Origin of the sequence: Spirillospora sp. NPDC048824, assembly GCF_043198455.1 — a bacterium.
Lineage (GTDB): Bacteria > Actinomycetota > Actinomycetes > Streptosporangiales > Streptosporangiaceae > Spirillospora.
Window position 1 is genome coordinate 98,740 of record NZ_JBICUS010000006.1, and the last position, 22,503, is coordinate 121,242.

Annotated in this window: 23 protein-coding genes; 16 read left to right on the top strand and 7 right to left on the bottom strand. The window is 71.8% G+C overall.

Annotated features, from left to right (window positions below; genetic code table 11):
- Positions 1-19: 19 nt before the first annotated feature.
- Positions 20-1,672, top strand: coding sequence for an NAD(P)/FAD-dependent oxidoreductase (locus ACGFIS_RS13650; protein WP_392911671.1), 1,653 nt, complete (start codon positions 20-22; stop codon positions 1,670-1,672).
- 261 nt (positions 1,673-1,933) lie between these two features.
- Here the strand turns inward: ACGFIS_RS13650 and ACGFIS_RS13655 are convergent, their stop codons facing one another.
- The gene (locus ACGFIS_RS13655) at positions 1,934-2,368 is read right to left on the bottom strand and encodes an SRPBCC family protein (protein ID WP_392911673.1); all 435 of its coding nucleotides are present in this window, start codon (positions 2,366-2,368) and stop codon (positions 1,934-1,936) included.
- Between the two features lie 145 nt (positions 2,369-2,513).
- On the opposite strand from ACGFIS_RS13655, the gene ACGFIS_RS13660 reads away from it, so the two are divergent.
- Together ACGFIS_RS13660 and ACGFIS_RS13665 are read left to right on the top strand one after the other, a co-directional pair.
- Positions 2,514-2,999 (top strand): cupin domain-containing protein, encoded by a 486-nt coding sequence (locus ACGFIS_RS13660; RefSeq protein WP_392911675.1) that lies wholly within the window; start codon positions 2,514-2,516, stop codon positions 2,997-2,999.
- Complete coding sequence (locus ACGFIS_RS13665; RefSeq protein WP_392911677.1) at positions 2,996-3,418, top strand: ester cyclase; 423 nt, start codon at positions 2,996-2,998, stop codon at positions 3,416-3,418. The genes ACGFIS_RS13660 and ACGFIS_RS13665 overlap by 4 nt, the downstream gene beginning before the upstream one ends.
- Before the next feature lie 95 nt (positions 3,419-3,513).
- Here the strand turns inward: ACGFIS_RS13665 and ACGFIS_RS13670 are convergent, their stop codons facing one another.
- Both ACGFIS_RS13670 and ACGFIS_RS13675 read right to left on the bottom strand, forming a co-directional pair.
- Positions 3,514-4,572: a methyltransferase gene (locus ACGFIS_RS13670; protein ID WP_392911679.1), complete on the bottom strand. Its 1,059-nt coding sequence runs from the start codon at positions 4,570-4,572 to the stop codon at positions 3,514-3,516.
- A gap of 26 nt (positions 4,573-4,598) precedes the next feature.
- Positions 4,599-5,141 carry a flavin reductase family protein gene (locus tag ACGFIS_RS13675; protein ID WP_392911681.1) on the bottom strand — a complete coding sequence of 181 codons (543 nt, stop codon included), beginning with the start codon at positions 5,139-5,141 and terminating at the stop codon, positions 4,599-4,601.
- Between the two features lie 207 nt (positions 5,142-5,348).
- Between ACGFIS_RS13675 and ACGFIS_RS13680 the strand changes: the two genes are divergently transcribed.
- The 7 genes from ACGFIS_RS13680 (at position 5,349) to ACGFIS_RS13710 (ending at position 11,617) form a co-directional block, all read left to right on the top strand.
- Complete coding sequence (locus ACGFIS_RS13680; protein WP_358460987.1) at positions 5,349-5,768, top strand: cupin domain-containing protein; 420 nt, start codon at positions 5,349-5,351, stop codon at positions 5,766-5,768.
- Positions 5,765-7,042 carry a beta-ketoacyl-[acyl-carrier-protein] synthase family protein gene (locus ACGFIS_RS13685; protein WP_392911820.1) on the top strand — a complete coding sequence of 426 codons (1,278 nt, stop codon included), beginning with the start codon at positions 5,765-5,767 and terminating at the stop codon, positions 7,040-7,042. The genes ACGFIS_RS13680 and ACGFIS_RS13685 overlap by 4 nt, the downstream gene beginning before the upstream one ends.
- Before the next feature lie 17 nt (positions 7,043-7,059).
- Entirely contained in the window at positions 7,060-8,292 is a 1,233-nt protein-coding gene (locus ACGFIS_RS13690) for a ketosynthase chain-length factor (protein ID WP_392911822.1), read from the top strand.
- 49 nt (positions 8,293-8,341) lie between these two features.
- Positions 8,342-8,800, top strand: a complete 459-nt coding sequence (locus ACGFIS_RS13695) for an anthrone oxygenase family protein (RefSeq protein WP_392911684.1) — start codon at positions 8,342-8,344, stop codon at positions 8,798-8,800.
- Between the two features lie 221 nt (positions 8,801-9,021).
- A complete protein-coding gene (locus ACGFIS_RS13700) occupies positions 9,022-9,657 on the top strand; it encodes a PadR family transcriptional regulator (protein ID WP_392911687.1) in 636 nt (211 codons plus the stop codon).
- Positions 9,658-9,842: 185 nt separating this feature from the next.
- Positions 9,843-10,847, top strand: a complete 1,005-nt coding sequence (locus ACGFIS_RS13705; RefSeq protein WP_392911689.1) for an ATP-binding cassette domain-containing protein — start codon at positions 9,843-9,845, stop codon at positions 10,845-10,847.
- A complete protein-coding gene (locus ACGFIS_RS13710; RefSeq protein ID WP_392911691.1) occupies positions 10,844-11,617 on the top strand; it encodes an ABC transporter permease in 774 nt (257 codons plus the stop codon). The genes ACGFIS_RS13705 and ACGFIS_RS13710 overlap by 4 nt, the downstream gene beginning before the upstream one ends.
- A gap of 103 nt (positions 11,618-11,720) precedes the next feature.
- Here ACGFIS_RS13710 and ACGFIS_RS13715 read toward each other — a convergent pair whose 3' ends face one another.
- A complete protein-coding gene (locus ACGFIS_RS13715; protein WP_392970904.1) occupies positions 11,721-13,040 on the bottom strand; it encodes a cation:proton antiporter in 1,320 nt (439 codons plus the stop codon).
- A gap of 185 nt (positions 13,041-13,225) precedes the next feature.
- On the opposite strand from ACGFIS_RS13715, the gene ACGFIS_RS13720 reads away from it, so the two are divergent.
- Positions 13,226-13,927: an SDR family NAD(P)-dependent oxidoreductase gene (locus ACGFIS_RS13720; protein WP_392911695.1), complete on the top strand. Its 702-nt coding sequence runs from the start codon at positions 13,226-13,228 to the stop codon at positions 13,925-13,927.
- Positions 13,928-13,955: 28 nt separating this feature from the next.
- Entirely contained in the window at positions 13,956-14,720 is a 765-nt protein-coding gene (locus tag ACGFIS_RS13725) for an SDR family NAD(P)-dependent oxidoreductase (protein ID WP_392911697.1), read from the top strand.
- A gap of 141 nt (positions 14,721-14,861) precedes the next feature.
- On the opposite strand, the gene ACGFIS_RS13730 is transcribed toward ACGFIS_RS13725, so the two are convergent.
- Together ACGFIS_RS13730 and ACGFIS_RS13735 are read right to left on the bottom strand one after the other, a co-directional pair.
- Positions 14,862-15,719 carry an LLM class flavin-dependent oxidoreductase gene (locus tag ACGFIS_RS13730; RefSeq protein WP_392970907.1) on the bottom strand — a complete coding sequence of 286 codons (858 nt, stop codon included), beginning with the start codon at positions 15,717-15,719 and terminating at the stop codon, positions 14,862-14,864.
- Complete coding sequence (locus ACGFIS_RS13735; protein ID WP_392970910.1) at positions 15,719-16,456, bottom strand: SDR family NAD(P)-dependent oxidoreductase; 738 nt, start codon at positions 16,454-16,456, stop codon at positions 15,719-15,721. Before ACGFIS_RS13735 ends, ACGFIS_RS13730 begins: the two co-directional genes overlap by 1 nt.
- A 225-nt stretch (positions 16,457-16,681) precedes the next feature.
- Here ACGFIS_RS13735 and ACGFIS_RS13740 point away from each other — a divergent pair, with 225 nt between their 5' ends.
- The 4 genes from ACGFIS_RS13740 to ACGFIS_RS13755 all read left to right on the top strand — a co-directional run bounded on the left by ACGFIS_RS13740 (position 16,682) and on the right by ACGFIS_RS13755 (position 21,046).
- Positions 16,682-17,008: a TcmI family type II polyketide cyclase gene (locus ACGFIS_RS13740; RefSeq protein WP_358461019.1), complete on the top strand. Its 327-nt coding sequence runs from the start codon at positions 16,682-16,684 to the stop codon at positions 17,006-17,008.
- The gene (locus tag ACGFIS_RS13745; protein WP_392970914.1) at positions 17,001-18,656 is read left to right on the top strand and encodes an FAD-dependent monooxygenase; all 1,656 of its coding nucleotides are present in this window, start codon (positions 17,001-17,003) and stop codon (positions 18,654-18,656) included. The genes ACGFIS_RS13740 and ACGFIS_RS13745 overlap by 8 nt, the downstream gene beginning before the upstream one ends.
- A gap of 10 nt (positions 18,657-18,666) precedes the next feature.
- The gene (locus tag ACGFIS_RS13750) at positions 18,667-19,332 is read left to right on the top strand and encodes a TenA family protein (protein ID WP_392911707.1); all 666 of its coding nucleotides are present in this window, start codon (positions 18,667-18,669) and stop codon (positions 19,330-19,332) included.
- Positions 19,333-19,453: 121 nt separating this feature from the next.
- On the top strand, positions 19,454-21,046 hold the full coding sequence (locus ACGFIS_RS13755) for a right-handed parallel beta-helix repeat-containing protein (protein ID WP_392970917.1): 1,593 nt from the start codon (positions 19,454-19,456) through the stop codon (positions 21,044-21,046).
- A gap of 88 nt (positions 21,047-21,134) precedes the next feature.
- Here ACGFIS_RS13755 and ACGFIS_RS13760 read toward each other — a convergent pair whose 3' ends face one another.
- Positions 21,135-22,502 carry an acetyl/propionyl/methylcrotonyl-CoA carboxylase subunit alpha gene (locus tag ACGFIS_RS13760; RefSeq protein WP_392911712.1) on the bottom strand — a complete coding sequence of 456 codons (1,368 nt, stop codon included), beginning with the start codon at positions 22,500-22,502 and terminating at the stop codon, positions 21,135-21,137.
- Position 22,503 lies beyond the last annotated feature (1 nt).

A 22,503-nucleotide genomic window follows, 5' to 3' on the forward strand; every position in this document is an offset into this window, starting at 1 on the left:
CCGAGAGAAGCGAGGGCAGATGAGCAAGCAGACCGACTGCGACGTCCTGATCATCGGATCGGGGATGTCGGGTTCCATGCTCGGCGCCATCCTGGCGAAGAACGGCGCGAACGTCGTCCTGGTCGACGGCGTGACGCACCCGCGGTTCGCCGTGGGCGAGTCGACGATCCCGCATTTCCTCGTCCGGCTGCAGATGCTCGCCGCGCGCTACGGCGTGCCCGAGATCACGACGCTGGAGAGCATCAACGAGGTCGACAAGAAGATCGGCACGACGTTCGGCCTGAAGCGGCACTTCGCGTTCGTGTCGCACCGGCCGGGCGAGGAGCCCGACCCTGACGAGACGATCCTGGCCGGCGTCCCGAAGGCCCTCTACAAGGCCACGCACATCTTCCGGCAGGACAGCGACTCCTACATGTTCCACGTCGCGATCAAGTACGGCTGCGTGCCCCGCCAGAACTGGCGGGTGGCCGACATCGACTTCGCCGACGACGCCGTGACCGTCACCGGGCAGAACGGCGAGGTCATCCGCGCCCGCTACCTGGTGGACGGCAGCGGCTTCCGCTCCCCGGTCGCCGACAAGCTCGACCTGCGCGACGACCCGTGCCGGTTCAAGACCAGCACGCGGTCGCTGTTCACCCACATGGTGGACGTCCCGGCGTTCGACCACATGGTGGACTGGCCGAAGGCGCAGCGCCCGCCGCTGCCGTGGCACCAGGGCACGCTGCACCACACGTTCGACCGCGGCTTCTTCTGGATCATCCCGTTCGACAACCGCAAGAAGTCCACCAACCCGCTGTGCAGCGTCGGCCTCGTCCTCGACACCCGTGTGCATCCGAAGCCCGCCGACATGACGGCGGAGGAGGAGTTCTACTCGTTCGTCGACAGGTTCCCGGCCGTGAAACGCCAGTTCCGGGGCGTGCGCCACGTCCGCGAATGGGTCTCGACGGGCCGGGTGCAGTACTCGTCGAAGAAGACGGTCGGGCACCGCTGGTGCATGATGGCGCACGCCGCCGGCTTCATCGACCCGCTGTTCTCGCGCGGCATGTCCAACACCGTCGAGGTCATCGACGCGGTCGCGTGGCGCATCCTCGACTCGCTCAAGGACGACGACTTCTCCGAGGAGCGCTACGAGTACGTGGAGCGGCTCCAGCAGGGCCTGCTGACCTACAACGACGAGCTGTGCGACACCTCGCTGCTGGCGTTCCCGCACTTCAAGCTCTGGGACGCGATCTTCAGGATCTGGGGTTTCAGCTCCAACTACGGGGCCATGCGCCTCACCCGGGCGCAGCTCCGCTACAACCTCAGCGGCGACGAGCAGATCTACAAGGATCTGGAGGACGCCCCCAACACGGGGTTCTGGTGGCCGGACGAGCCGGAGACGAAGGCCATGTGGGACACCATGGTGGAGACGGTCGCGAAGTTCGAGGTCGGCGAGGTCGGCGCCGACGACGCCGCGGACAAGATCCTGCGCATGGTCCTCGATTCGGACCTCCCGCCGGCGGCCTTCGGCTACAAGGACCCGGACAACCACGATCTGCACCCGACGACGATGGACCTCGCCCGCTTCATGACGTGGGCCATCAAGAGCGGCCCGCCCCCCGCGAAAGAGCTGGCCTCCGGCACCCTTGAGGCCATCGGCAGGGCGGCGATCCGCCGCAAGAAGATCTCCTGACCCACCGGAGGGAACCGGCCGCTCCACCCTCCGGGAGCGGCCGGTTCCCTGTTCGGCGCGCGGGAGACCTCGGCGCGTCCATCCATGCGTCGCACGCTCAGCCAAGGATTCGTACCGCGCCACGGCTGTTGCCGTTGTGTTGGCCGTGGTGATCCAGTCAAGTGCTGCTACCGGGCGGCGAGTTCCGCGATGGCACGTCCGCCGTTCCAAAGTTCGGCGGCGTGGTAGGCGAATCGGTCGTAGAGCCCGTCTTCTTCGGGGTCAGGCGTTCTCGCTCTCCTTCTTCAGGGCCTCGTTCAGCAGGCGGAAGTCGCGTTCGGTCTTGACGAGCAGCCTGCCGATCAGCGGGACGAGCGCGCCGGAGAACTGCTCGGAGTGGCGAAGGCGGGTGCCGGTCTCCGTGGCGCTGAGCGCGAATTCGTGGCGGCCGGCGGCCAGGCCCGGAATGGGAATGAGGCGGGCCGACCAGCGCAGCACGACGCCGGGGACGGCGTCCACGACCCTGGCCTTGTTGGTGGCGCTCCACCCGGCCGACGACTTGATGCGCAGGGTGAGCCGCGAGCCCGGGGCGAGCGTGCCTTCCGCCCGGACGATGAACGGGTTCCACCGGGGATATGCGGCGAGGTCGGCGAGCACCTCCCAGACGCGTTCCGGCGGGGCGTCTATGTCGATGTCGGTCATGACGCTGTTCGGCATTTCCAGCTCCTCATGGTCGGCGCGACAATTGTCTCGCGGACGACTTGAGACTGGCTGGTGAATGGCTGGAAGAATTCGACTGTTGACTAATTCCGGTGAGCGTCCGACGATTATGGGAAAGGATATTCTGAATGGAGGCCGGGTAATGACCCACACCCCCGGAAAAGTCGTCGCGCGCGATGAGGTGGCGCCGGTCCGCTGGCTGGGCGAGGAGGGACGGTTCCTGCTCCGCGCCGAGGACACCGGCGGCCTCTACTCGTTCTTCGAGGTGACCACCTCCCCCGGCGGGGGCCCGCCGCTGCACATCCACGAGGCCGAGGACGAGGCGTTCTACGTCATCGAGGGCCGCTACTCGATCGTCCTCGGCGACGAGGAGTACGAGGCGCCGGCCGGACGCCTGGTGTACGGGCCGCGCGGCGTGCCGCACAAGTTCCGCAACATCTCCGACGGGCCGAGCAAGCTGCTCGTCGTCGCCACGCCGGGCGGTGTGGAGGGCTTCTTCGAGGGGCTGAGCGAACTCATGGCGGGCGGCGGGCCGCCGTCGCCGCCCGACATGATCGAGCTGGCGACGCGGTACCACGTCGAGGGGCTGGAGCAGGTGGGGCCGCCGCCGGGCGTGGGCTCGCGATGACCGGGACCGCGGACACCGCCGCGGACGTCCAGGAGGCGAACAAGGCACTCGCCCGGCGCTGGCTTCAGGAGGGCTGGTGCCGGGGCGATCTCGACCTCGCCTCCAGTGTCTTCGCGCCGGGCTTCATGCTGCGCGGGCGGCGCGTCGGCCCGGACGGGCCCCGGCACAGCATCCGCCGGATCCGCTCGGCCTTCGCCGGCCTCACGATCGCCGTCGACCTCCAGGTGGCCGAAGGGGACCTCGTCGTCACCCACTTCACGGCCCGGGGCGAGCACGTGGGCGAATACCGCGGCATCCCGCCGACGGGACGGACGGTCGCCGCGTCCGGCGTCCAGATCTGGACGGTGCGCGACGGCCTCGTCGTCGACGACCTGAACGTCTTCGACGAATGGGCCATGGTCGAGCAGCTCCGCGCCTGACCGCACCCGGAACGCAGCCGGGAACGCACCCCGAACGCGCTCGATCCGGTCCCGCCCCTGTCGGGGGAACCGGATCGAGCGGGTTGCGGCTCCGGCTACTCCGGCTTGTGCCCGATGACGACCGTGTGGCCGTCGTAGTCCTGCAGCGGGACGGTCTCGACGCCGGTGAACCCGGCCTCGCCCATCCAGCCGGCGCACTCGGCGGCCTTGTACCCGGACCCCCCGACGCTGAGGGTCATCGCCAGGCTCAGCATCAGCGGGTTCAGCCGGCTGCGGTCCTCGTCGATCATCAGGTCGTGGACCATGAACACGCCGCCGGGCCGGACCGCCTCGTACGCCTTGCCGATCACGGTCTTGCGCTGCTCGGCGGTCCAGTTGTGCAGCGCGTGGCCGCACAGCAGGACGTCGCCCTCGGGCAGCGGGTTCTCGAACCAGTCCCCGCCCTGGTAGCGCGCCCGGTCCTGGACGCCGAGACGCTCCATGTGCTCGTGGAACAGCGGCTCGATCGGCGGCATGTCGAACACGGTCGCGTTCAGGTGCGGGTGGGCCTGCAGCAGGATTCCGGCGGTGTTGCCGCGGGCGCCGCCGAGGTCGACGAGCCGTGTCCAGCGGCTCCAGTCGATCCGCCGGCTCAGCTCCCAGGCGACCTCGCTGCTGAGCGAGTCCTGCGCCTCCATGAACATGCGCTGGAGGTCCACGTTCGCGTAGGTGTGCTCGAAGAACTCGGCGCCCTCCTTGCCCGGCGCGGCCTCCTGCGGCGGCGCCTGCGGCTCCGGCGGCTTGCCCGTCCGCAGCACCTCGCCGAGCCCGTCCCACGTCGGCCGCATGAACTTGTCGACGAAGGTGAGGTAGTGGCCCATGTAGTAGCGCTTGCCCGGGACGAGGTAGTAGTCGGCCTCGGGGGTGTTGGAGTACCGGTCGCCGTCCCTTTCGAGCAGGCCCAGCGCGACCAGGGCGTCCAGGAAGTCGTGGAGCACGGGCGAGTGCAGGGACAGCTTCTCGGCGAGGCCCTCCACCGTGGCGGGGCCTTCGGCGAGCCGCGCGAAGATCTCCAGCTCCCCGGCCGTCATGATCAGTTTCGTCTGCCAGAACGCGGTGCTGAGCGCGTACACCTTCACGGGCGCGAAGGGCGGCGCCTGGACGGGACTCGTCATCGGGTTCTCCTTTTCTGCGTCCGCGGCTAGGAGTGCCAGGCGGACCACCATTGGAATTCGGTGCTGAGGAAGCGGTAGCCGCCGCCGAAGAACACCAGCGGCTCGGCGTGGTCGTCCGGGGCGGTCTCCAGCGCCGCGACCCGGCCGATGATGACGTCGTGGTCGCCGGCGGGGACGGTCTGCGGCTCGACGCACTCGAACACGGCCAGCGCGCTCGGCAGCAGCGGGACGCCGGTGCGGCCCGTCCTCGGCTCGATGGTGTCGAAGCGGTCGAAGCCGGGGCTGGCGAAGCGGCGGCAGAGCGCCAGCTGCCCCTCGCGCAGGACGTTCACGGCGAACGCGTCCGCCCCGGCGAACACCGGGTGCAGGCGGGACCCGCGGCCGACGCAGAACAGGACCAGCGGGGGATCGAGCGACACCGAGGTGAACGAGTTCACCGTCATCCCGACGGGCGTCCCGTCCGGGGTCGCGGCGGTCACGACGGCGACGCCCGTGGCGAATCTGCCGAACGCCGCGCGGAGCCGCCGCGGGAGCACGGGGTCGGGTGTCCGCGAGTCAGGGATCCGCATGGCTCTCCCGTTCCGGTCCGTCCGGTCCGTCCGGTGCAGTGTCCGGGCGCCCGCTCGAAGACCGCTTGGGCCGCGCGGCGCACGCCGGCGTCTCCCGGCCCCGTCCAGGACGGGGCTTCCAGCGCTTCTGCATCGCCGGTCAAGCGCCCCACGTCACCGTTGGTCCGGTGATCCCGTCACGGGACCGTCTGGTTAAGGAGCCGTTTCGTGTCCACACCGCGAGCTCAGAAGGTCACCGCCGCTGATGTCGTGCCCAACCGCCGCCGCGGCGGGGACATCCGGGTGCTGCTGAGCCCCAAGACCGTCAAGTCCACGTCCGGATTCATGGGGGAGCTGACCCTGGAGCCCGGTGAGTTCGTCTCCGAGCACCGGCATCCCTACTCCGAGGAGTTCCTCTACGTCGTGCGCGGCTCGCTGCTGATGAGGGTCGAGGACGAGACCGTCCGGCTCGGCCCCGGCGACTCGCTCATGGTCGCCATCAACGACCGGCACCGGCTGGAGAACGACGGCGCGGAGCAGGCGTTCGTCGTGTTCCACCTGAGCCCGCTGGCGCCGCGGCCCGACCTCGGCCACGTCGACACCGAGCCGCTGCCGCACCCCGCCGAGTCGGCGCCGAAGGTCGGCTGACCGTGAGGAGCGAACGCAGGGCGGTCATCACCGGAATCGGCGTGGTGGCCCCGGGCGGGATCGGCGCGAAGGCCTTCTGGGGCCTGCTGACCGCCGGCCGGACCGCGACCCGCACGATCTCCCTGTTCGACCCGACCGGGTTCCGGTCGCGGGTGGCCGCCGAGTGCGACTTCGACGCGGCGGCGCAGGGACTCACTCCGCAGGAGATCCGGCGGATGGACCGCGCCGCGCAGCTCGGGTCCGTCGCCGCCGACGAGGCCATCGCCGACAGCGGCCTGGACAAGGGCGCGCTGCGACCGGAGCGGGTGGGGGTGAGCCTCGGCAGCGCGGTCGGCTGCACGATGGGCCTCGAACAGGAGTACATCGTCCTCAGCGACGGCGGACGGCAGTGGGAGGTCGACCACGAGTACGGCGTCCCGCAGCTGTACGGGTACATGGTGCCGAGCACGCTGGCGGTGGAGGTGGCCTGGCGCGCCGCCGCCGAGGGGCCGGTGTCGCTGATCTCCACGGGCTGCACGTCCGGGCTGGACGCCGTCGCGCACGGCGCGCAGCTCATCCGGGAGGGCGCCGCCGACGTCATGATCGCCGGGGCGACGGACGCGCCGATCTCCCCGATCACCTCTGGCTGCTTCGACGCGATCAAGGCGACGACGCCCAACAACGCCGACGCCGAGCACGCGTCCCGTCCGTTCGACCGGGACCGGGACGGCTTCGTCCTCGGCGAGGGCTCGGCGGTCTTCGTGCTGGAGGAACTGTCCGCCGCCCGTGCCCGGGGCGCCCACGTCTATGCGGAGATCGCCGGGTTCGCGAGCCGGAGCAACGCCTTCCACATGACCGGCCTCAAGCCGGACGGCCGCGAGATGGCGGAGGCGATCAGCGTTGCCATGCGGCAGGCCGGGCTGGGGCCGGACGACATCGACTACATCAACGCCCACGGGTCGGGCACCAAGCAGAACGACCGACACGAGACCGCGGCGTTCAAGCGGAGCCTCGGGCGGCGTGCCTACGAGGTGCCGGTCAGCTCGATCAAGTCGATGGTCGGGCATTCGCTGGGCGCGATCGGCTCCATCGAGGTGGCGGCGAGCGCCCTGGCGATCGAGCACGACGTGGTGCCGCCGACCGCCAATCTGCACACACCCGACCCCGAGTGCGACCTGGACTACGTGCCGCTCACGGCGCGCGACCACCGCACCGACGTCGTGCTCAGCGTCGGCAGCGGCTTCGGCGGTTTCCAGACGGCGATGCTGCTGGCCCGGCCGGGGGAGGCCGCGTGACCGCGCCGGACCGGGTGATGGAGCGTCCCCGGACGAGCGTGGCCGCGCCGGTCGTCACGGGCCTCGGCGTCATCACGCCGCTGGGGCTCGGGACGGACGACTACTGGGCCGCGACGCTGGAGGGACGCCGGGGCCTCGGCCCGATCACCCGGTTCGACCCGTCGTCGTACCCGGTGCGGCTGGCCGGCGAGGTCCGCGGGTTCACGGCGGCGGACCATGTGCCGAGCCGCGCCATCCCGCAGACCGACCACTGGACCCACATGGGCCTGGCGGCGGCGCGGCTCGCCCTAGCCGACGCCGAGGTCGACCCGGCGGAACTGCCCGAGTACGAGATGGCGGTGGTCACCGCCGCCTCGTCGGGCGGCACCGAGTTCGGGCAGCGGGAGATGGTGAACCTGTGGGGGCGCGGCCCGGGGTTCGTCGGCGCCTACCAGTCGATCGCGTGGTTCTACGCGGCGACCACGGGCCAGATCTCCATCCGGCACGGCATGCGCGGCCCGTGCGGCGTGATCGCGACCGAGCAGGCGGGCGGGCTGGACGCGCTCGCGCACGCGCGCCGGCTGCTGCGCGACGGCACCCGGGTCGCGGTCAGCGGCGGCGCCGACGCGTCGCTGTGCCCGTACGGGCTCGTCGCGCAGCTCAGTTCCGGCCGGCTCAGCGTCCGGACCGATCCGGCGCGGGCCTACCTGCCCTTCGACCCGGACGCCTGCGGGTATCTGCCGGGCGAGGGCGGCGCGCTGCTGATCGTCGAGGACGCCGGGCACGCGGCGCGGCGGGGCGCCCCCCGCGTCTACGGCGAGATCGCCGGGTACGGCGTCACGTTCGACCCGCCGCCCGGGTCGAGCCGCCCGCCGGCGCTGCGGCGGGCGATCGAGAACGCCCTCACCGACGCGGGCGCCGAGCCCGGTGACGTGGACGTCGTGTTCGCCGACGCGATGGGCGTCCCGGACCTGGACCGGGTCGAGGCGGACGCGCTGAACGGCGTCTTCGGCCCGGGGGGCGTGCCGGTCACCGCGCCGAAGACGATGACCGGACGCCTGTACGCGGGCGGTGCGGCGCTGGACACGGTGTCGGCGCTGCTGTCGGTCCGCGACGCGGTGATCCCGCCGACCGTGGGCGTCCGGGAGGGCGCGGGCGGGCTGGACCTGGTGATCGGGCGGCCCCGCCCGGCGCCGGTGCGGTGCGCACTGGTCGTGGCGCGGGGCTATGGCGGGTTCAACTCGGCGCTGGTGGTGCGCGCGGCCACCTGAGGCACGGCGCGCGGCGGAACGGAAGCGCGGAGGACGGAAGGAGGCGCGGATGTCGGAGATCCTGATGCTGATCGCGTTGATGGGCAACGCGATCGCGGTGGGGGTGTTCAGCGCGACCGTGCTGGGCGGCGTCCCGCTGCTGCTGGCGCTGCCCGGCGAGCAGTACGTGCATGCTCACGGGTTCCTGGCGACCCGCTACGACCCGTTCATGCCCGTCACCATCCTGCTGACGGTGCTGGCGGACCTGGCGCTGGCCGCGGCAGGGCCCGGGACGGCGCTGCGGCTGCTCGGCGGCGCGGCGGGCCTGGTGATGGCGTCGGTGATCACGGTGTCGATCACCAAGAACGTGCCGATCAACCACTGGGTGGCGGCGCAGGACCCGGCGTCGCTTCCGGCCGACTGGCCGGAGCGGCGCAGCCGATGGCGGCGGTGGAACGCGGTGCGTTCGGCGCTGGCCCTGTCCGCGCTGGCCGTCAACCTCTCCGCGGCCATCGTCCTGATCATGTGACCGTCGGTACATAGCCCTTCACATTTCACCGTCCCGCCGGGTTCGGTTTACATATTCGCAGCTCAGCACCATTGCCTGCCGGCGATGGTGCTGACTCATTGGTGCTGACTCATTTCTGACGTTCTGAAAAACTCAGAGTGACCTTGACAGATTGTCATCTGGTATTTGAATCTCCGGCTCCGTATACTCGTGCTGGAGTATCCGTTCACGGGGAGTTTTCAGTGGCGAAACGAAAAGTCTCGAACCCGCTGGCTTTAGCCGTGCTCGCGGCGCTTTTCGAGCGTTCCATGCACCCGTACGAACTGGCCGGGTTGCTCAAGACGCGCGGCAAGGAGCAGAGCGTCCGGATGAATTACGGATCGCTCTACACCGTTGTCGACGCGCTGGCCCGCGCCGGGTACATCGAACCTGTGGACACCTTCCGGGAGGGGCGGCGCCCGGAACGGACCGTGTACGCGCTGACCGTGTCCGGCCGGACGGAGTTGAAGGACTGGCTCAGCGAGATCCTGCGCACCCCCGCCAAGGAGTACCCGGAGTTCGAGTCGGGGCTGTCACTGCTCCCGGTGCTGCTGCCGGAGGAGGTGATCCGGCTGCTCGAAGAGCGGATCGAGGCGCTGGACGGCCGGCTCGCCGAGGTCCGGGGGTTCATGGAGCGGATGCGCGAGACCGGGCTGCGCCGGCTGTTCATGATCGAGACCGAGTACCACGAGGCGCTGCTGCGCGCCGAGCAGTGCTGGGTGCGCGCGCTCGTCACCGAGTTCCAGGGCGGCGCCTATGAGGACCTCGACGCCTGGCGGCGCTGGCACGCCGAGGTCATCGCCGACCGCGGGTTCACCGAGGAGGAGAGCATGCATTGACGATCGGCCCCCGGCGGCCGGTGGGTGCCGCCGGGGGCAATGACCTTTTGACGGTGCCGGCGGGGGCAATGACCTTTTGACGGTGCCGGCGGGGGCGATCCGAGAGAACGGCGATGCTCCCCTGCGACGCCGGATCGCCTCCCCGGCCATGATCGCCGGACGATTATCTCTGTGGGAGTGCGCTGATGACCTTTGACAGCACGACCCTTGACAGCACGGCCATTAACGGCGCGGCCATTGAGGTCACGGACCTCACCAAGACCTACCCCAACGGCGTCCGCGCCGTGGACGGGATCTCGTTCTCGGTCCGGAATGGCACGGTGTTCGGCCTGCTCGGGCCGAGCGGCGCGGGCAAGTCCACCATTATCAAGATCCTCACAACGCTCGCCCGGCCCGGATCCGGCGGCGTCCGGGTCGCCGGTGTGGACGTCGTCCGGGAGCCGGCGCAGGCGCGCCGCAGGATCGGCTGCGTCACCCAGCAGAGCGGCGTCGACCCGTGCGCGACCAGCCGGGAGGCCCTCACTCTGCAGGGCCGGTTGTACGGGCTGAACGGGCGGCTCCTGCGGAACCGGGTGGACTCCCTCCTCGAACGGTTCGCCCTGGCGGACCTCGCCGACCGGCCGACCCGGACGTACTCCGGCGGCATGCGCCGCCGGCTCGATGTCGCCCTTGGCCTGGTGCACGAGCCGCACGTGCTGTTCCTGGACGAACCCACGACCGGGCTCGACCCGGAGACGCGCACCGACCTGTGGGCCGAGATCTTCGGCATGGCCGCCGTCGGCATCACGGTCGTGCTGTCCACCCACTATCTGGAGGAGGTCGACGAGCTGGCCAGCACGCTCGCCATCCTCGACCGCGGCAAGATCGTCGCCATGGGGTCGCCGAGCCAGCTCAAACGCGAGGCGGGCGGCGACGCGCTGCGCGTCGAGCTGGTGGAACCGCCGGGCGAGGGCAAGGTGCGCAAGGCGCTGGCGGGTGTCGAGGGCGTGGGCAACATCGTCGTCGCGGGCTGCGGCCTCAGCGCCAGGGTCGAGCGCGGCGCCGTGAGCGCCCCCTACCTGGTGGCGGCGCTGGAGTCGGCCGGTGTCCGGGTGGTGTCGCTGACCCTGTCGGCCCCCACGATCGGGGACGTCTACCTGCGCCACGCCGGCCGCCTGCTCCGCAGCGCCCAGGAGGCGCCGAGCCGATGAGTGACGGCGCCGCGCACCTCTACCACATGACGGTCCGCGATCTCCGCAACACCGTCCGGCAGCCGTCCTACGTGCTGGCCGCCCTGATCCAGCCGGTGGTCTGGCTGCTGCTGTTCGGCCAGCTGCTGGCGCCGGTCATGGAGACCCGGATCGTCGACGGCTCCTACATCATCTTCCTCACCCCCGGGATCGTCGCGCTGACCGCCGTGTTCGCCAGCGGCTGGAGCGGGATGCTGTTCGTGACCGAGATGGACCAGGGCATGCTCAACCGGTTCCTGGTGACGCCCGTCCAGCGCTGGGCGCTGATCGCCGGGCGGCTGGCCCAGCAGGCCATCGTGGTGCTCGCGCAGAGCGCCCTGATCCTGGTCATCGGGGTGTCCCTCGGGGCGCGGTTCCCCGGCGGCCTTCCCATCCTGCTGACGTTCTTCGCCTGCATCGCCCTCAGCACCGTCGCGTTCGCCTCGATGTCGAACATGCTGGGCCTGCTCACCCGCAGCCACCAGGCGGTGGTCGGCATCGCCCAGCTCATGGTGCTGCCGCTGGTGTTCCTCTCGGAGATCTTCGTCCCGCGCCACGAGATGCCGGGCTGGATGAGCACCGTCGCCACCGTGAACCCGGTGAACTGGCTCGTCCAGGTCGGACGGCAGTCGATCCGCGACGACGTCGCATGGAGTCATGTCCTCGACCGGGGTTTCGGGCTGCTGGTGGTCGCGGTCGCCGGTTTCTGGCTGTCGACCTTGGCGCTCCGCGTCTACCAGCGGCAGGTGTGACCGCGTGACCTTGATGACGCGTGACCTTGATGACGCGTGACCTGGTGACCGCGTGACCGCTTGATCCGGGGCCGGCGCGTGCCGGTCCCGGATCGGCGGGCCGTCAGGCGGCGGCCGCGAGTTCCTTCTCCCCGGACGGCTCGTTCCGCTGGGCCCTCTCCAGGCGGTCCGGCAGCGCCGCCTTGTAGAGCGGCAGCGCCGCCGCCGTGGTGAGCACGGCCACCAGTACCAGCATCGAGAACACCTGCTGGCCGATCATTCCCTGCGCCAGCCCGATGTTGATGAAGATCAGGATCATCAGCCCGCGGGCGTTCATCAGGGCGCCGACCGCGTTGGACTCACGCCATCCGAACCCGAGCGACCGCATGGCCAGCGAGCAGCCGAGGTACTTGCCGGTGAACCCGGCCAGCAGGATCGTCAGGAACGCCAGCAGCATCGTGGCGCCGCCGAGGCCGTCCAGCCGGGTGTTGAGCCCGGAGAAGGCGAAGAAGATCGGCAGTAGCAGCGTGGACACCACGTCCATCATCCGGCCGTGCAGCATCCGCCGGAACGCGGCGTCGCGCGGCATGGCGAGCCCGGCGATGAAGCCGCCGAACACCGAGTAGATCCCGATCCAGTCGGTGAACCAGCCGGAGATGAGCGGGACCAGGACGACCAGGTACATGGCGCCGTTGCTGATCTGCCCGGACCGCAGCACATGCCGGCCGAGGGCGCGCAGCAGCCGCGACACGACGGTCAGCATCAGCACCGCGAACAGGGCCGCCAGCCCGATCGTGCGGGCCGCACCGCCGGGGCCGGAGTCGACGTGGATCGCGGTCAGGACCGCCAGGGTGCACCAGGCCACCGCGTCGTCGACGCCGCCGGCCATCAGCGACAGCTTCCCCAGCGGCGAGTTCTCCAGCCCGCGCTCGTAGAGGATGCGCGCCAGCATCGGGAAGGCGGTGATCGACAGCGCACCGCCGATGAAGGCGGCGAAGAACCACCGGCCGATGCCGGGGTCGGACAGCGTGCTCCACAGCAGCAGCCCGGCGCCCATGCCGAGGATCATCGCCGGGAGGATTCCCGCGATCGCCACGATCGCCGGCTGGTGGGCGGGCTGCCGCGGCCCCGAGCCGCCGTGCTCCATGCCGGCGCCGACGAGGAACATGTACAGCGTGAGCCCGAGGGTGCTCAGCACGTACAGGATGGGCGTCACCTCGGACGGGAAGATCTTGGCCTGGACGTCGGGGAACAGCCAGCCGAACAGCGTCGGGCCGAGCAGGACGCCGGCGATCATCTCGCCCAGGACGCGCGGCTGCCAGAGCCGGGTCGCGAGCCGCCCGCACACGGCCGAGACGATGAGGATGACGATCACGGCCGGGAGGACCTTGAGGGTGAGTTCCAGATTCGGGTCGGTCTGCGCCGCCGCGAGTGTGTGGTGCATCGTGTCTCCGCTGGGGATCTAGGAGCGCGTGCCGCTCCGCCTTGTCACCGACTTTGCGGCCGAGCGCCTGAAGCCCGGGTCGAGGGCGGCTGGAGCTCCGCCCGCGGTCCCGTCCTGGTGGCGTCGAGGCGCGTCCGCGAGCGGGACTCCAGCGGGGATCGAGCCGCCCCGGCGACGATGCGCGGATGGATGACGCGCACGCGGCCGCGACGCCGCGCACCGCCCTGATCACCGGCGCGGGACGCGGCATCGGCCGCGCGGTCGCCGCCGAGCTGCACCGCCGCGGCCTGCGGCTGGTGGTGACCGCGCGGACCGCCGGCGACGCCCGTGAGACGGCCGCGAGCCTCGGTCCGGACGTCGAGGGCCGCGAGCTGGACGTCACCGACCCGGACGCGCCCAAGCGCGTCGCCGCCGGCATCGGCCCGGTGGACGTGCTGGTGTGCAACGCGGGCGTCCTGCTGGACGCGGGCACCGACCCGCTGTCGGTGCCGGTGGACCTCGTCGACCAGACGCTGAAGGTGAACCTGCTCGGGACGTGGCGGGTCGCGCAGGCGTTCGTGCCCGGCATGGTCGAGCGCGGATGGGGCCGCGTGGTGATCATCTCCAGCGGCACCACCGCGGAGTTCGGCGGCAGGCTGTTCGGCGGCGCCCCCGGCTACTCCATCTCCAAGAGCGCCCTCAACGGGCTCGCCTCGCTGCTGGCCGCGCAGACCGAGGGGACCGGCGTGCTGGTGAACGCGGTGAACCCGGGACGGGTCCGGACCCGGATGATGCCGGGCCAGCGGCGGACCCCCGACGACGTCGCCCCGTTCATCGCCGACGCGGCGACGCTCCCGGCGGACGGACCGACCGGAGGATTCCTCACCGACAAGCGCGGCCCAGGCTGAGCCCGGCGGCGCGGGAACAGGAGACGGCATGGAACTGGAACTGGCCGGAAAGAAGGCCGTGGTCACGGGGGCGGGCCAGGGGATCGGCCTCGCCGTCGCCGGCGCGCTCGCCGACGCGGGAGCCGACGTGTTCGGCGGGGCGCGCACCGTCGGCCCGGAGCTGCGCGCGGTCACCAAGCACACGATGGAGGTCGACCTCGCCACGGAGGACGGCCCGCGGCTGCTCGTGGAGGCGGCGATCGAGGAGTTCGGCGGCCTGGACGTCCTCGTCAACAACGTCGGCGGCGGCGTCAGCTGGGCGGCGAGCTTCCTCGACATCGACGACGACGTGTGGCGGCGGTCGTTCGAGCTGAACCTCTTCAGCACGGTCCGGGCGAGCCGTGCGGCGCTGCCGAGCCTGGTCGAGCGCGGCGGGACGCTCGTCAACATCGGGTCGGCGAACTCGCGCGCGGCGGACCCGCAGCTCGCGCACTACGCGGCGGCGAAGGCCGCGCTGTCCAACCTCGGCAAGTCGCTGTCGCTGGAGTTCTCGCCGAAGGGAGTGCGGGTCAACACCATCTCCCCCGGCCCGGTCCGGACGCGGATCTGGACCAAGCCGGAGATCGTCGAGAAGTCGGGGATGTCGGCGGAGGAGTTCGTCGCGGCGGTGCCCGGCCGGGCCGGGCTGACCACGGGGGCGATGGTGGAGCCGTCGGAGATCGCGGCGCTGGTGGTGCTGCTGGCGTCCGGCCGCGTCCCGAGCATCACCGGCACCGACCTGTCGGTCGACGCCGGACTGCTGAAGAACACGTAGCCGCGGCGAACCCGCCGTAGCCGCGGAGAGCCGCGGAGAGCCGCGGAGAGTCATGGACACCGCCCCCGGTCGTTGCGATCGAGCAGCGGCCGGGGGCCGGTCACATCCGGGCGGTGCCCGGCTCGGGGCGGCGGGAGCGCCTCACATGCGCAGGGCGCGGGCGATCACGTCCGCCTGGGCGGGCTCCTCGACGCAGGGGAACAGGATCAGCTCGTCGCAGCCCACGTCGCGGTAGCCGGCGACGAAGTCGCGGAGCCGGCCCTCGTCGGTGATCACGCTCTTCACCGCCATCTCGGCCTTCCAGCCGATGAACGAGTAGTAGTCGACCAGGTAGCTCTCGGCGCGCTCGCGCGCCCCGGCGCCCAGGGCCACGTAGGCGATGGCGACGAGCCGCGGTTCGCCCGCCCGGCCGGCGGATGCCCACGCCTTGCGGGCGCGGCCCGCCAGCTCCCCGTAGCCGGCGGCGGAGCTGCCGCCCGCGATCCAGCCGTCGCCGTAGGCCGCGGCGCGTTCCATGGCCGCGTCGGAATGGCCGCCGACCAGCAGCGGCGGGCAGCCGCCCGCCGGGACGGGGCCGGGCACGGGGCCGTCGCCCGTCCCGTCGCAGAAGCCGCGCAGCTCGCCGAGGAGCGCGTCGAGCCGGCGTCCCCGCCCGGCGTAGGGCGTCCCGCAGGCGTCGTAGTCGTCGGCGCGCCCGCCGGCCGCGACACCGATCGTGAGCCGCCCGCCCGACAGCCGGTCCACGCTCGCCAGCTGCTTGATCAGCAGCGCGCGGTCGCCGCGGTAGGCGGCGATCAGGATGGTCGTGGCCAGCCGGATGCGGCTGGTGGCGCCCGCCGCGGCGGCGAGCGTGGTCAGCGGCTCGTACCCGTCGTACATCAGCCGGTCGAGGGTGCCCAGCGAGGAGAACCCGAGGTCCTCGGCGCGGCGCGCCCAGCCGAGCAGCGCGCTTCCGGGGGTGCCGGGGATCATCGTCGGCAGCCCGATCCCGATGTCCATCAGATGCCCCCGTCCACGTTGAGGGTGGCGCCGGTGATGTACCGGGACATGTCGCTCGCCAGGAACAGCACCGCGCCGGCGACGTCGGCGTTCGAGCCGAGCTCGCCGAGCGCCGTCATGCCGCGGATGATGTCGGCGACCGGGGGCGGCGGCCCGCCGCCCGGCTCGGTCACGATCACGCCGGGCGCGACCACGTTGACGCGGACGCGGCGGTGCCCGATCTCCTTGGCCAGCGATCGGGTCAGCCCGGTGAGCGCCGTCTTGGACGCGCCGTAGTGGGAGCTCTCCGGCCGCCCGCGGAACCCGGCGACGGCGCCGACGTTGATGATCGAGCCGCCGTCGGCGAGCAGCGGCAGCGCCGCCTGCGTCACCGTGAAGCAGCTCGTCAGGTTGGTCTCCAGGACGCGGCTCCATTCCGCGGCGGTCAGCTCCTCCAGCGGCGACCGCGCGTCGATGCCGACGTTGTTCACGACGACGTCCAGGCCGCCGAACGCGTCCCGGCAGGCGTCCGCCAGCGCGGCGACGCCGTCCGCGTCGGTCACGTCGGCCTGGACCACGCGGTGGTCGCCGCCGAGCGCCTTCAACTCGCGGGCGAGGCTCTCCGCGGCCTCGCCCGCACTGCGGTGGCAGACCACGACGGCGGCCCCGGACCGGGCGAAGGAGACCGCGGTCTCCCGGCCGATACCGCGGGTGCCGCCGGTGATCAGGACGCGTTTACCGGCCAATCCGAGATCCACGGCTTTCCCTCCTCGCACGGGGACATGGCGCGCGCCTGCGGCGATGTCGATGCGCCTGCGGCGATGTCGATGGCGCCTGTGGCGACGTCGCCGCCGACGATGCCCCGGGACGCTCGCGCCGGGCTGGAGGCCCGCTCCCACCGTCCGCCCGGCGATTCGAGCCGGGTTCGACCGGGACCGGAGGGCCGCGCCCGAGCATGGCGACGACCACGAGAGGAGGCCGGCGTGCACCGGACATTGATCGTCGCGCACATGGATCCGGCCGAGGCGGGCGACGTGGCGCGGATCTTCGCGGATTCCGACGCCAGCGACCTGCCCCGGATGATCGGCGTGTCACGACGCACGCTCTTCCGTTTCCACGACCTGTACTTCCATCTCGTCGAAGCGGACGAGGACATCGCGCCGAACCTGTACAAGGCGCGCAGCCATCCGCTCTACGGCGAGATCAACGAACGGCTGTCGCATCACATCCGGCCGTACGACCCGAACTGGAAAGAGCCCCGGGACGCGATGGCCGAACCCTTCTACGTCTGGGACGCCAACGGTGAGTGACTACGACGACGAGGTTCCCGTTCTGATCGTCGGTGCCGGGCCGGTGGGGCTGTCGGCGGCGGCGTTCCTCGGCCGGTACGGCGTGCGGACGCTGCTGGTGGAGAAGCGCGCCGACACCTCCGTGCTGCCGCGTGCGCCGGGGCTGCAGGCCCGCACCATGGAGATCTTCCGCGCCGCCGGGATGGGCGAGGAGGTGCGGGCGCTGGAGATCGGCGACTCGCACGTCTTCTTCGAGGGCGGCATCCTGCGCGTCAACACCTACTCCGAGATCGCGGACGCCGAGGTCGTGGAGGCCCCGTCCCTGGACGGCCCGGACATCAGCCCCGAGCGGGTGATGGGCTGCGGCCAGGACCGCTACGAGGTGGTGCTGGCGGGCAAGGCCCGGGAGTTCGGCGCCGAGATCCGCTTCGGCGTCCGGCTGCGGTCCCTCGAACAGGACGCGGACGGCGTCACCGCCCAGGTGGAGGACACCGCGACCGGTGCGGTCCGCACCGTCCGCGCCCGCTACCTGATCGGCGCGGACGGCGCGGGCAGCACGGTCCGGCGGGTGCTCGGGATCGAGCGCTCCGGCCGCGGCACGGTGTTCAACGCGCTCAGCATCTACTTCCGCGCACCGGAGCTGGAGGCGGCGCTGGCGGACCGTCCGTTCATCCTCTGCTACGCCACCGCGGGCGGGTCGATGACGGGGCTGTCCCGGCTGCACGGCTGCGACCCGTGGCTGGCCGCGCCCGTCTACCACCCGGAGAAGGGCGAGACGCCCGAGGACTTCACCGACGAGCGCTGCGTGGAGATCGTCCGGGAGGCGTCGGGGCTCCCCGAGATGGACGTCGAGATCATGGCGAAGGTGCCGTGGGAGGGCGCGCAGCTCGTGGCGGAGCGGTTCCGGGACGGCCGGGTGTTCCTGGCCGGGGACGCCGCGCACGTCCATCCGCCGGCCGGCGGGTTCGGCGCGAACACCGGCATCCACGACGCGCACAACCTCGCGTGGAAGCTGGCGGCCCGGCTGGGCGGCTGGGCGGGGGACGCGCTGCTGGACACCTACCACGAGGAGCGGCACGCGGTCGGCGGCGCCATGGCCGAGCAGGCGATGGTCCGCAACCGCATCCGGCACGGCTACGCCGACGACGAGGTCCGCGCGCAGATGGTGGACGACATCGTCATCACGCTCGGCTACCGCTACGGCTCCCGGGCCGTCGCGTCGGCGGAGCGCGGCCCGGTGCTCACGCAGCCGCTCACGCTGACGGGGGAGCCGGGGACGCGGGCGCCGCACCTCTGGCTCGAACGCGACGGGAAGCAGATCTCCACGGTCGACCTGTTCTGGGACTCGTTCGTGCTGCTGACCGGGCCGGACGGCGGCGCGTGGCACGAGGCGGCGGTCCGGATCGCCGGGCGCACCGGCGTCCCGCTGCGGGCGGTGCAGATCGGTGACGGCGGCGACTACACCGCCGTGGACCGGGACTGGACGTCGGCGTTCGGGGTGTCGCCCCGGGGCGCGGTCCTGGTCCGGCCGGACGCGTTCGTCGCCTGGCGCACCTCCGACCGGTCGCCGGAGCCCGAGATGGTCCTCGCGGACGTGCTCGGCCAGATGGCCGACGCCGACGTGCCGGGCCGGACGGCCGGCGTCGGCGCCGCGGCGGCGGCGCGGTGACCGAGAGCCGATGATGCGCGAGGAACTGGCGGCCATCGCCCGGTCCGCGGTGGCCCGGATCACCGGGCACCCGTTCTGGGCGGGCCTGCGAAGCGGCGCGCTGCCGCCGGCGGCGCTGTGGCACTTCGCCGAACAGGACGCGCACCACGTCGTGCCCGCGTACGCGCGGGCGCTGGCGGGGTGCGCGGCGATCGCCGACGCCGACGCGCACGGGGCGCTGCTCGCCTCGGCGGCCAGTGCCACCTTCGGGTCGCTGCCCCGCCTGGACGAGGAGCTGGGGAAGCTCGCGGCGTCGCTCGGACGTCCGGCCGCCGCCGCGGGTCCCGCCCCGGACGTGCACGCCTACACCTCGTTCATGCTCGCCGCTCCCGCCGGCCCGTTCGCCGGCGGGATCGGCGGGCTGCTGCCGATGACCTGGTTCCACCTCCTGGTCTCCGACGACCTGCGGGAACGCCACGACCCCGGCTCCCGCTACGCCGAGTGGATCGCGCGGTACCTCCCCGACGGCGACTACCTGCAGGAGTACGTGGACGGCTACCTCGACATGATCGACGAGGTGGCCGCCGGCGCCACGTCCGGCGAGCGGCGGCTGCTCGCCCGGCGGTTCCTCTTCGGTGCCCGGCTGGAGCTGGCGTTCGCCGATTCGGCATGGCGGCTCCGGGAGTGGCCGACATAACCCCGGGCCGGCCCGGTCCAGAAGGCCCGTTCAGTCGTCTCGCGATTCGAGTGTTCTTCGAGCCGACGGTTCCACACTCGCACGGTCAGCATCCGGAACCACACCGGCACGGAGAAGATTGATGGGCAGAGTCAGACACCCCGCTCGCGAGAAGATCCGAAGCAGAGTCCGCCGGACGCCCCGGGCCGCCGCCGTCGTCATGGCGGCCGTTCTCGGTGCGACGTCCGCCCTGACGGGGACCGCCGCCGCCCAGCAGGAGCGCGGCTGGTGGAACGACGGGACGCGGTACTACGTCGACTGCGGCTCCGGCGACGACGGCGCGCCGGGCACGAGCCCCGGCGAGGCGTGGAAGACGCTCGCCAAGGTCAACACCGTCACGTTCGAGCCCGGCGACACCATCTCCCTGCGCCGCGGCACCACCTGCGGCGGGACGCTGGAACCGAAGGGCTCCGGCACGGCGCGCGCACCGATCAGCCTGGACGCCTACGGGTACGGCGCCCGCCCGGTGATCAACGGCGGCGGCGCCCGCGCGGCCGTGTTCCTGCACGACGTCCAGGGCTGGGAGATCCGCGGACTGGAGATCACCAACCCGGGCCCCGACGACGGCGCCCCCCGCATCGGCATCTACGTGCTGCTGGACGACTACGGCACCGGCGAGCACTACGTGGTCGACAACGTCAAGATCCACGACGTTCCGGGCTGCGACTGCCTCCAGGCGGAGAAGGAGAACAGCGGCGGCATCGTGTTCAAGGCCGCCGGGTCCGAGACGCCCACCGGCTTCGACGGGATCCGCGTCACCCGCAACCAGATCAGCGACATCGACAACGTCGGGATCGGCACCGTGTCGCAGTGGGTGAAACGCGACCTGTACCCGGGTGGCACCAACCACTGGGTGCCGATGAGGAACGTCCACGTCACCTGGAACCAGGTCACGAACACCGGCGGCGACGGCATCCTGGTGTCCAACGGCGTCGACTCCGTGACCGCCCACAACAAGGTCGACGGCTTCGGGCTTCGCGGGGTGCAGGCCCACGCGGGGATCCTGGCGTTCAACTCCGACCGCCCGGTCGTGCAGTACAACGAGGTGACGGGCGGTTCGAGCAACCCGCCGTCGTTCGCGTTCAGCGTCGACGCCGGCAACCGCGACCTCGTCTACCAGTACAACTACAGCCACGACAACGACGGCCCGTTCATCCTGTTCTGCGCGTTCGCGGGGACGTCCGGCGACGGTGCGAAGATCCGCTACAACCTCAGCGAGAACGACCTCGACCTGGCGATCGGGACGTTCACCATCCCCATCGTGTCCAACGGCTGCGACAACCCGATCGAGGACGTCGAGTTCTACAACAACGTCATCCACAGCGAGCGGGCGGGGCGGCTGGTCCGCAGCCTCCCGCACACGCCGATCAAGTTCAGCAACAACGTGTTCTCCGGCCGTTTCGCCGGCGCGTCGATCGTGGACGACGTCGGCGTCTACGACCACAACGTCTACCGGAACGTGACCGGGATCCCGGCGGGCGACCAGCACGCGATCACCCAGGACCCGAGGTTCACCGCCCCGGGCTCGGGACCGTGGGGCTACCGCCTGCGCTGCGGTTCCCCCGCCATCGGCGCGGGAGTCGACGTCGCCGGCGACGGCGGCCGCGACCTGTTCGGCAACCGGATCCCCTCGCCGCCGAACATCGGCGTCTACCAGGGGCGCTGCGCGCGTTAGCGGGCGGTGAAGCGAAGGGCCGGTGGTGGCCCCTCCCAGGGAAGGCCACCACCGGCCCCTTTCGCATGCCCGGCCCCGGGCTCCGCGGTCAGCCGGCCTGGCGCAGCTCGGCGACGCCCATCTCGTCGACGAGGCTGGTGGTGTGCTTGGCCGCGCGGAAGGTGGGGTCGTCCAGCACCTCGCGGAGGAACTCCCGCGTCGTCCGGACGCCCCGCCCGGAGACGCGGAACTCCTCCAGCGCCCGCCCGGCCCGCTCGATGGCCTGCCGCCGGTCGGGCGCCCAGACGGCGACCTTCGCCAGCAGCGGGTCGTAGTCGGCCGTCACCCGGAAGCCGGGGTGGCCGTGGGTGTCCACCCGGACGAACGGGCCGGCGGGCGGCTGGAACTCGTCGACGACTCCGGGCGTCGGCATGAACCCGCGGCGCGGGTCCTCGGCGTTGACGCGGCATTCGATCGACACGCCGCGCGGCGCGATGTCGTCCTGGGTGACCGACAGCCCGTCCCCGGCCGCGACCCGCAGCTGCTCGCGGACCAGGTCGACGCCGGTGACCAGCTCGGTGACCGGATGCTCGACCTGGATGCGGCAGTTGACCTCCATGAACGTGAAGCCGCCGTCGTCGTCGACGAGGAACTCGTAGGTGCCGGCCCCGGGGTAGTCGACCTGCTCGGCGGCCCGCACCGCGGCGGCGCAGATGCGGTCGGCGAGCTCGCGGGGCAGGCCGGGCGCCGGCGTCTCCTCGACGAGCTTCTGCCGGCGCCGCTGCACCGAGCAGTCCCGCTCGCCGAGGTGGACGACGCCGCCGCGCCCGTCCCCGAGCACCTGGACCTCGATGTGGCGGGCGTGTTCGAGGTACCGCTCCAGGTAGAGGCGCGGGTCCCCGAAGACGGCCTGGGCGCTCGCGCGTGCCTGCGCCCACGCGCGGGGCAGCTCGCGGGCGTTCCGGACGACGGTCATGCCGCGTCCGCCGCCGCCCGCGGTCGCCTTCAGGATCAGCGGGTAGCCGACCTCGGCGGCGATGGAGCGGGCCTGCTCCAGCGTCGTCAGCGACTCCGGGCTGCCCGGCAGCACCGGCAGCCCGGCGGCCTTGGCGATCTCCCGGGCCCGCGCCTTGTCGCCGAGCCGGCCGAGCAGCTCGGCCGAGGGCCCGATGAACGTCAGCCCCTCCGCCTCGCAGATCTCGGCGAAGTCGGGGTCCTCCGACAGGAACCCGTACCCGGGGTGGATCGCGTCCGCGCCGGTCTGCAGCGCCGCCGTGACGATCGCGGCGGCGTTGAGGTAGCTGTGCCGCGCTGCGGCGGGTCCGATGCGGACGCACTCGTCGGCGAACCGCGTCACCGCCGTGCCGCGGTCGCTGTCGGAGCACACCGCGACCGTTCGGATGCCCATGTCGCGGCAGGTGCGGGCGACGCGGAGCGCGATCTCACCTCGGTTGGCGATCAGGATGGTCGAGAACAAC

What these genes read in the sequence shown, in the direction of transcription:
- ACGFIS_RS13650 (WP_392911671.1), top strand. Translation starts at nt 20, where the DNA reads ATGAGCAAGCAGACCGACTGCGACGTCCTGATCATCGGATCGGGGATG.
- ACGFIS_RS13655 (WP_392911673.1), bottom strand. Translation starts at nt 2,368, where the DNA reads ATGCCGAACAGCGTCATGACCGACATCGACATAGACGCCCCGCCGGAA.
- ACGFIS_RS13660 (WP_392911675.1), top strand. Translation starts at nt 2,514, where the DNA reads ATGACCCACACCCCCGGAAAAGTCGTCGCGCGCGATGAGGTGGCGCCG.
- ACGFIS_RS13665 (WP_392911677.1), top strand. Translation starts at nt 2,996, where the DNA reads ATGACCGGGACCGCGGACACCGCCGCGGACGTCCAGGAGGCGAACAAG.
- ACGFIS_RS13670 (WP_392911679.1), bottom strand. Translation starts at nt 4,572, where the DNA reads ATGACGAGTCCCGTCCAGGCGCCGCCCTTCGCGCCCGTGAAGGTGTAC.
- ACGFIS_RS13675 (WP_392911681.1), bottom strand. Translation starts at nt 5,141, where the DNA reads ATGCGGATCCCTGACTCGCGGACACCCGACCCCGTGCTCCCGCGGCGG.
- ACGFIS_RS13690 (WP_392911822.1), top strand. Translation starts at nt 7,060, where the DNA reads ATGGAGCGTCCCCGGACGAGCGTGGCCGCGCCGGTCGTCACGGGCCTC.
- ACGFIS_RS13695 (WP_392911684.1), top strand. Translation starts at nt 8,342, where the DNA reads ATGTCGGAGATCCTGATGCTGATCGCGTTGATGGGCAACGCGATCGCG.
- ACGFIS_RS13705 (WP_392911689.1), top strand. Translation starts at nt 9,843, where the DNA reads ATGACCTTTGACAGCACGACCCTTGACAGCACGGCCATTAACGGCGCG.
- ACGFIS_RS13710 (WP_392911691.1), top strand. Translation starts at nt 10,844, where the DNA reads ATGAGTGACGGCGCCGCGCACCTCTACCACATGACGGTCCGCGATCTC.
- ACGFIS_RS13715 (WP_392970904.1), bottom strand. Translation starts at nt 13,040, where the DNA reads ATGCACCACACACTCGCGGCGGCGCAGACCGACCCGAATCTGGAACTC.
- ACGFIS_RS13720 (WP_392911695.1), top strand. Translation starts at nt 13,226, where the DNA reads ATGGATGACGCGCACGCGGCCGCGACGCCGCGCACCGCCCTGATCACC.
- ACGFIS_RS13725 (WP_392911697.1), top strand. Translation starts at nt 13,956, where the DNA reads ATGGAACTGGAACTGGCCGGAAAGAAGGCCGTGGTCACGGGGGCGGGC.
- ACGFIS_RS13730 (WP_392970907.1), bottom strand. Translation starts at nt 15,719, where the DNA reads ATGGACATCGGGATCGGGCTGCCGACGATGATCCCCGGCACCCCCGGA.
- ACGFIS_RS13750 (WP_392911707.1), top strand. Translation starts at nt 18,667, where the DNA reads ATGATGCGCGAGGAACTGGCGGCCATCGCCCGGTCCGCGGTGGCCCGG.
- ACGFIS_RS13755 (WP_392970917.1), top strand. Translation starts at nt 19,454, where the DNA reads ATGGGCAGAGTCAGACACCCCGCTCGCGAGAAGATCCGAAGCAGAGTC.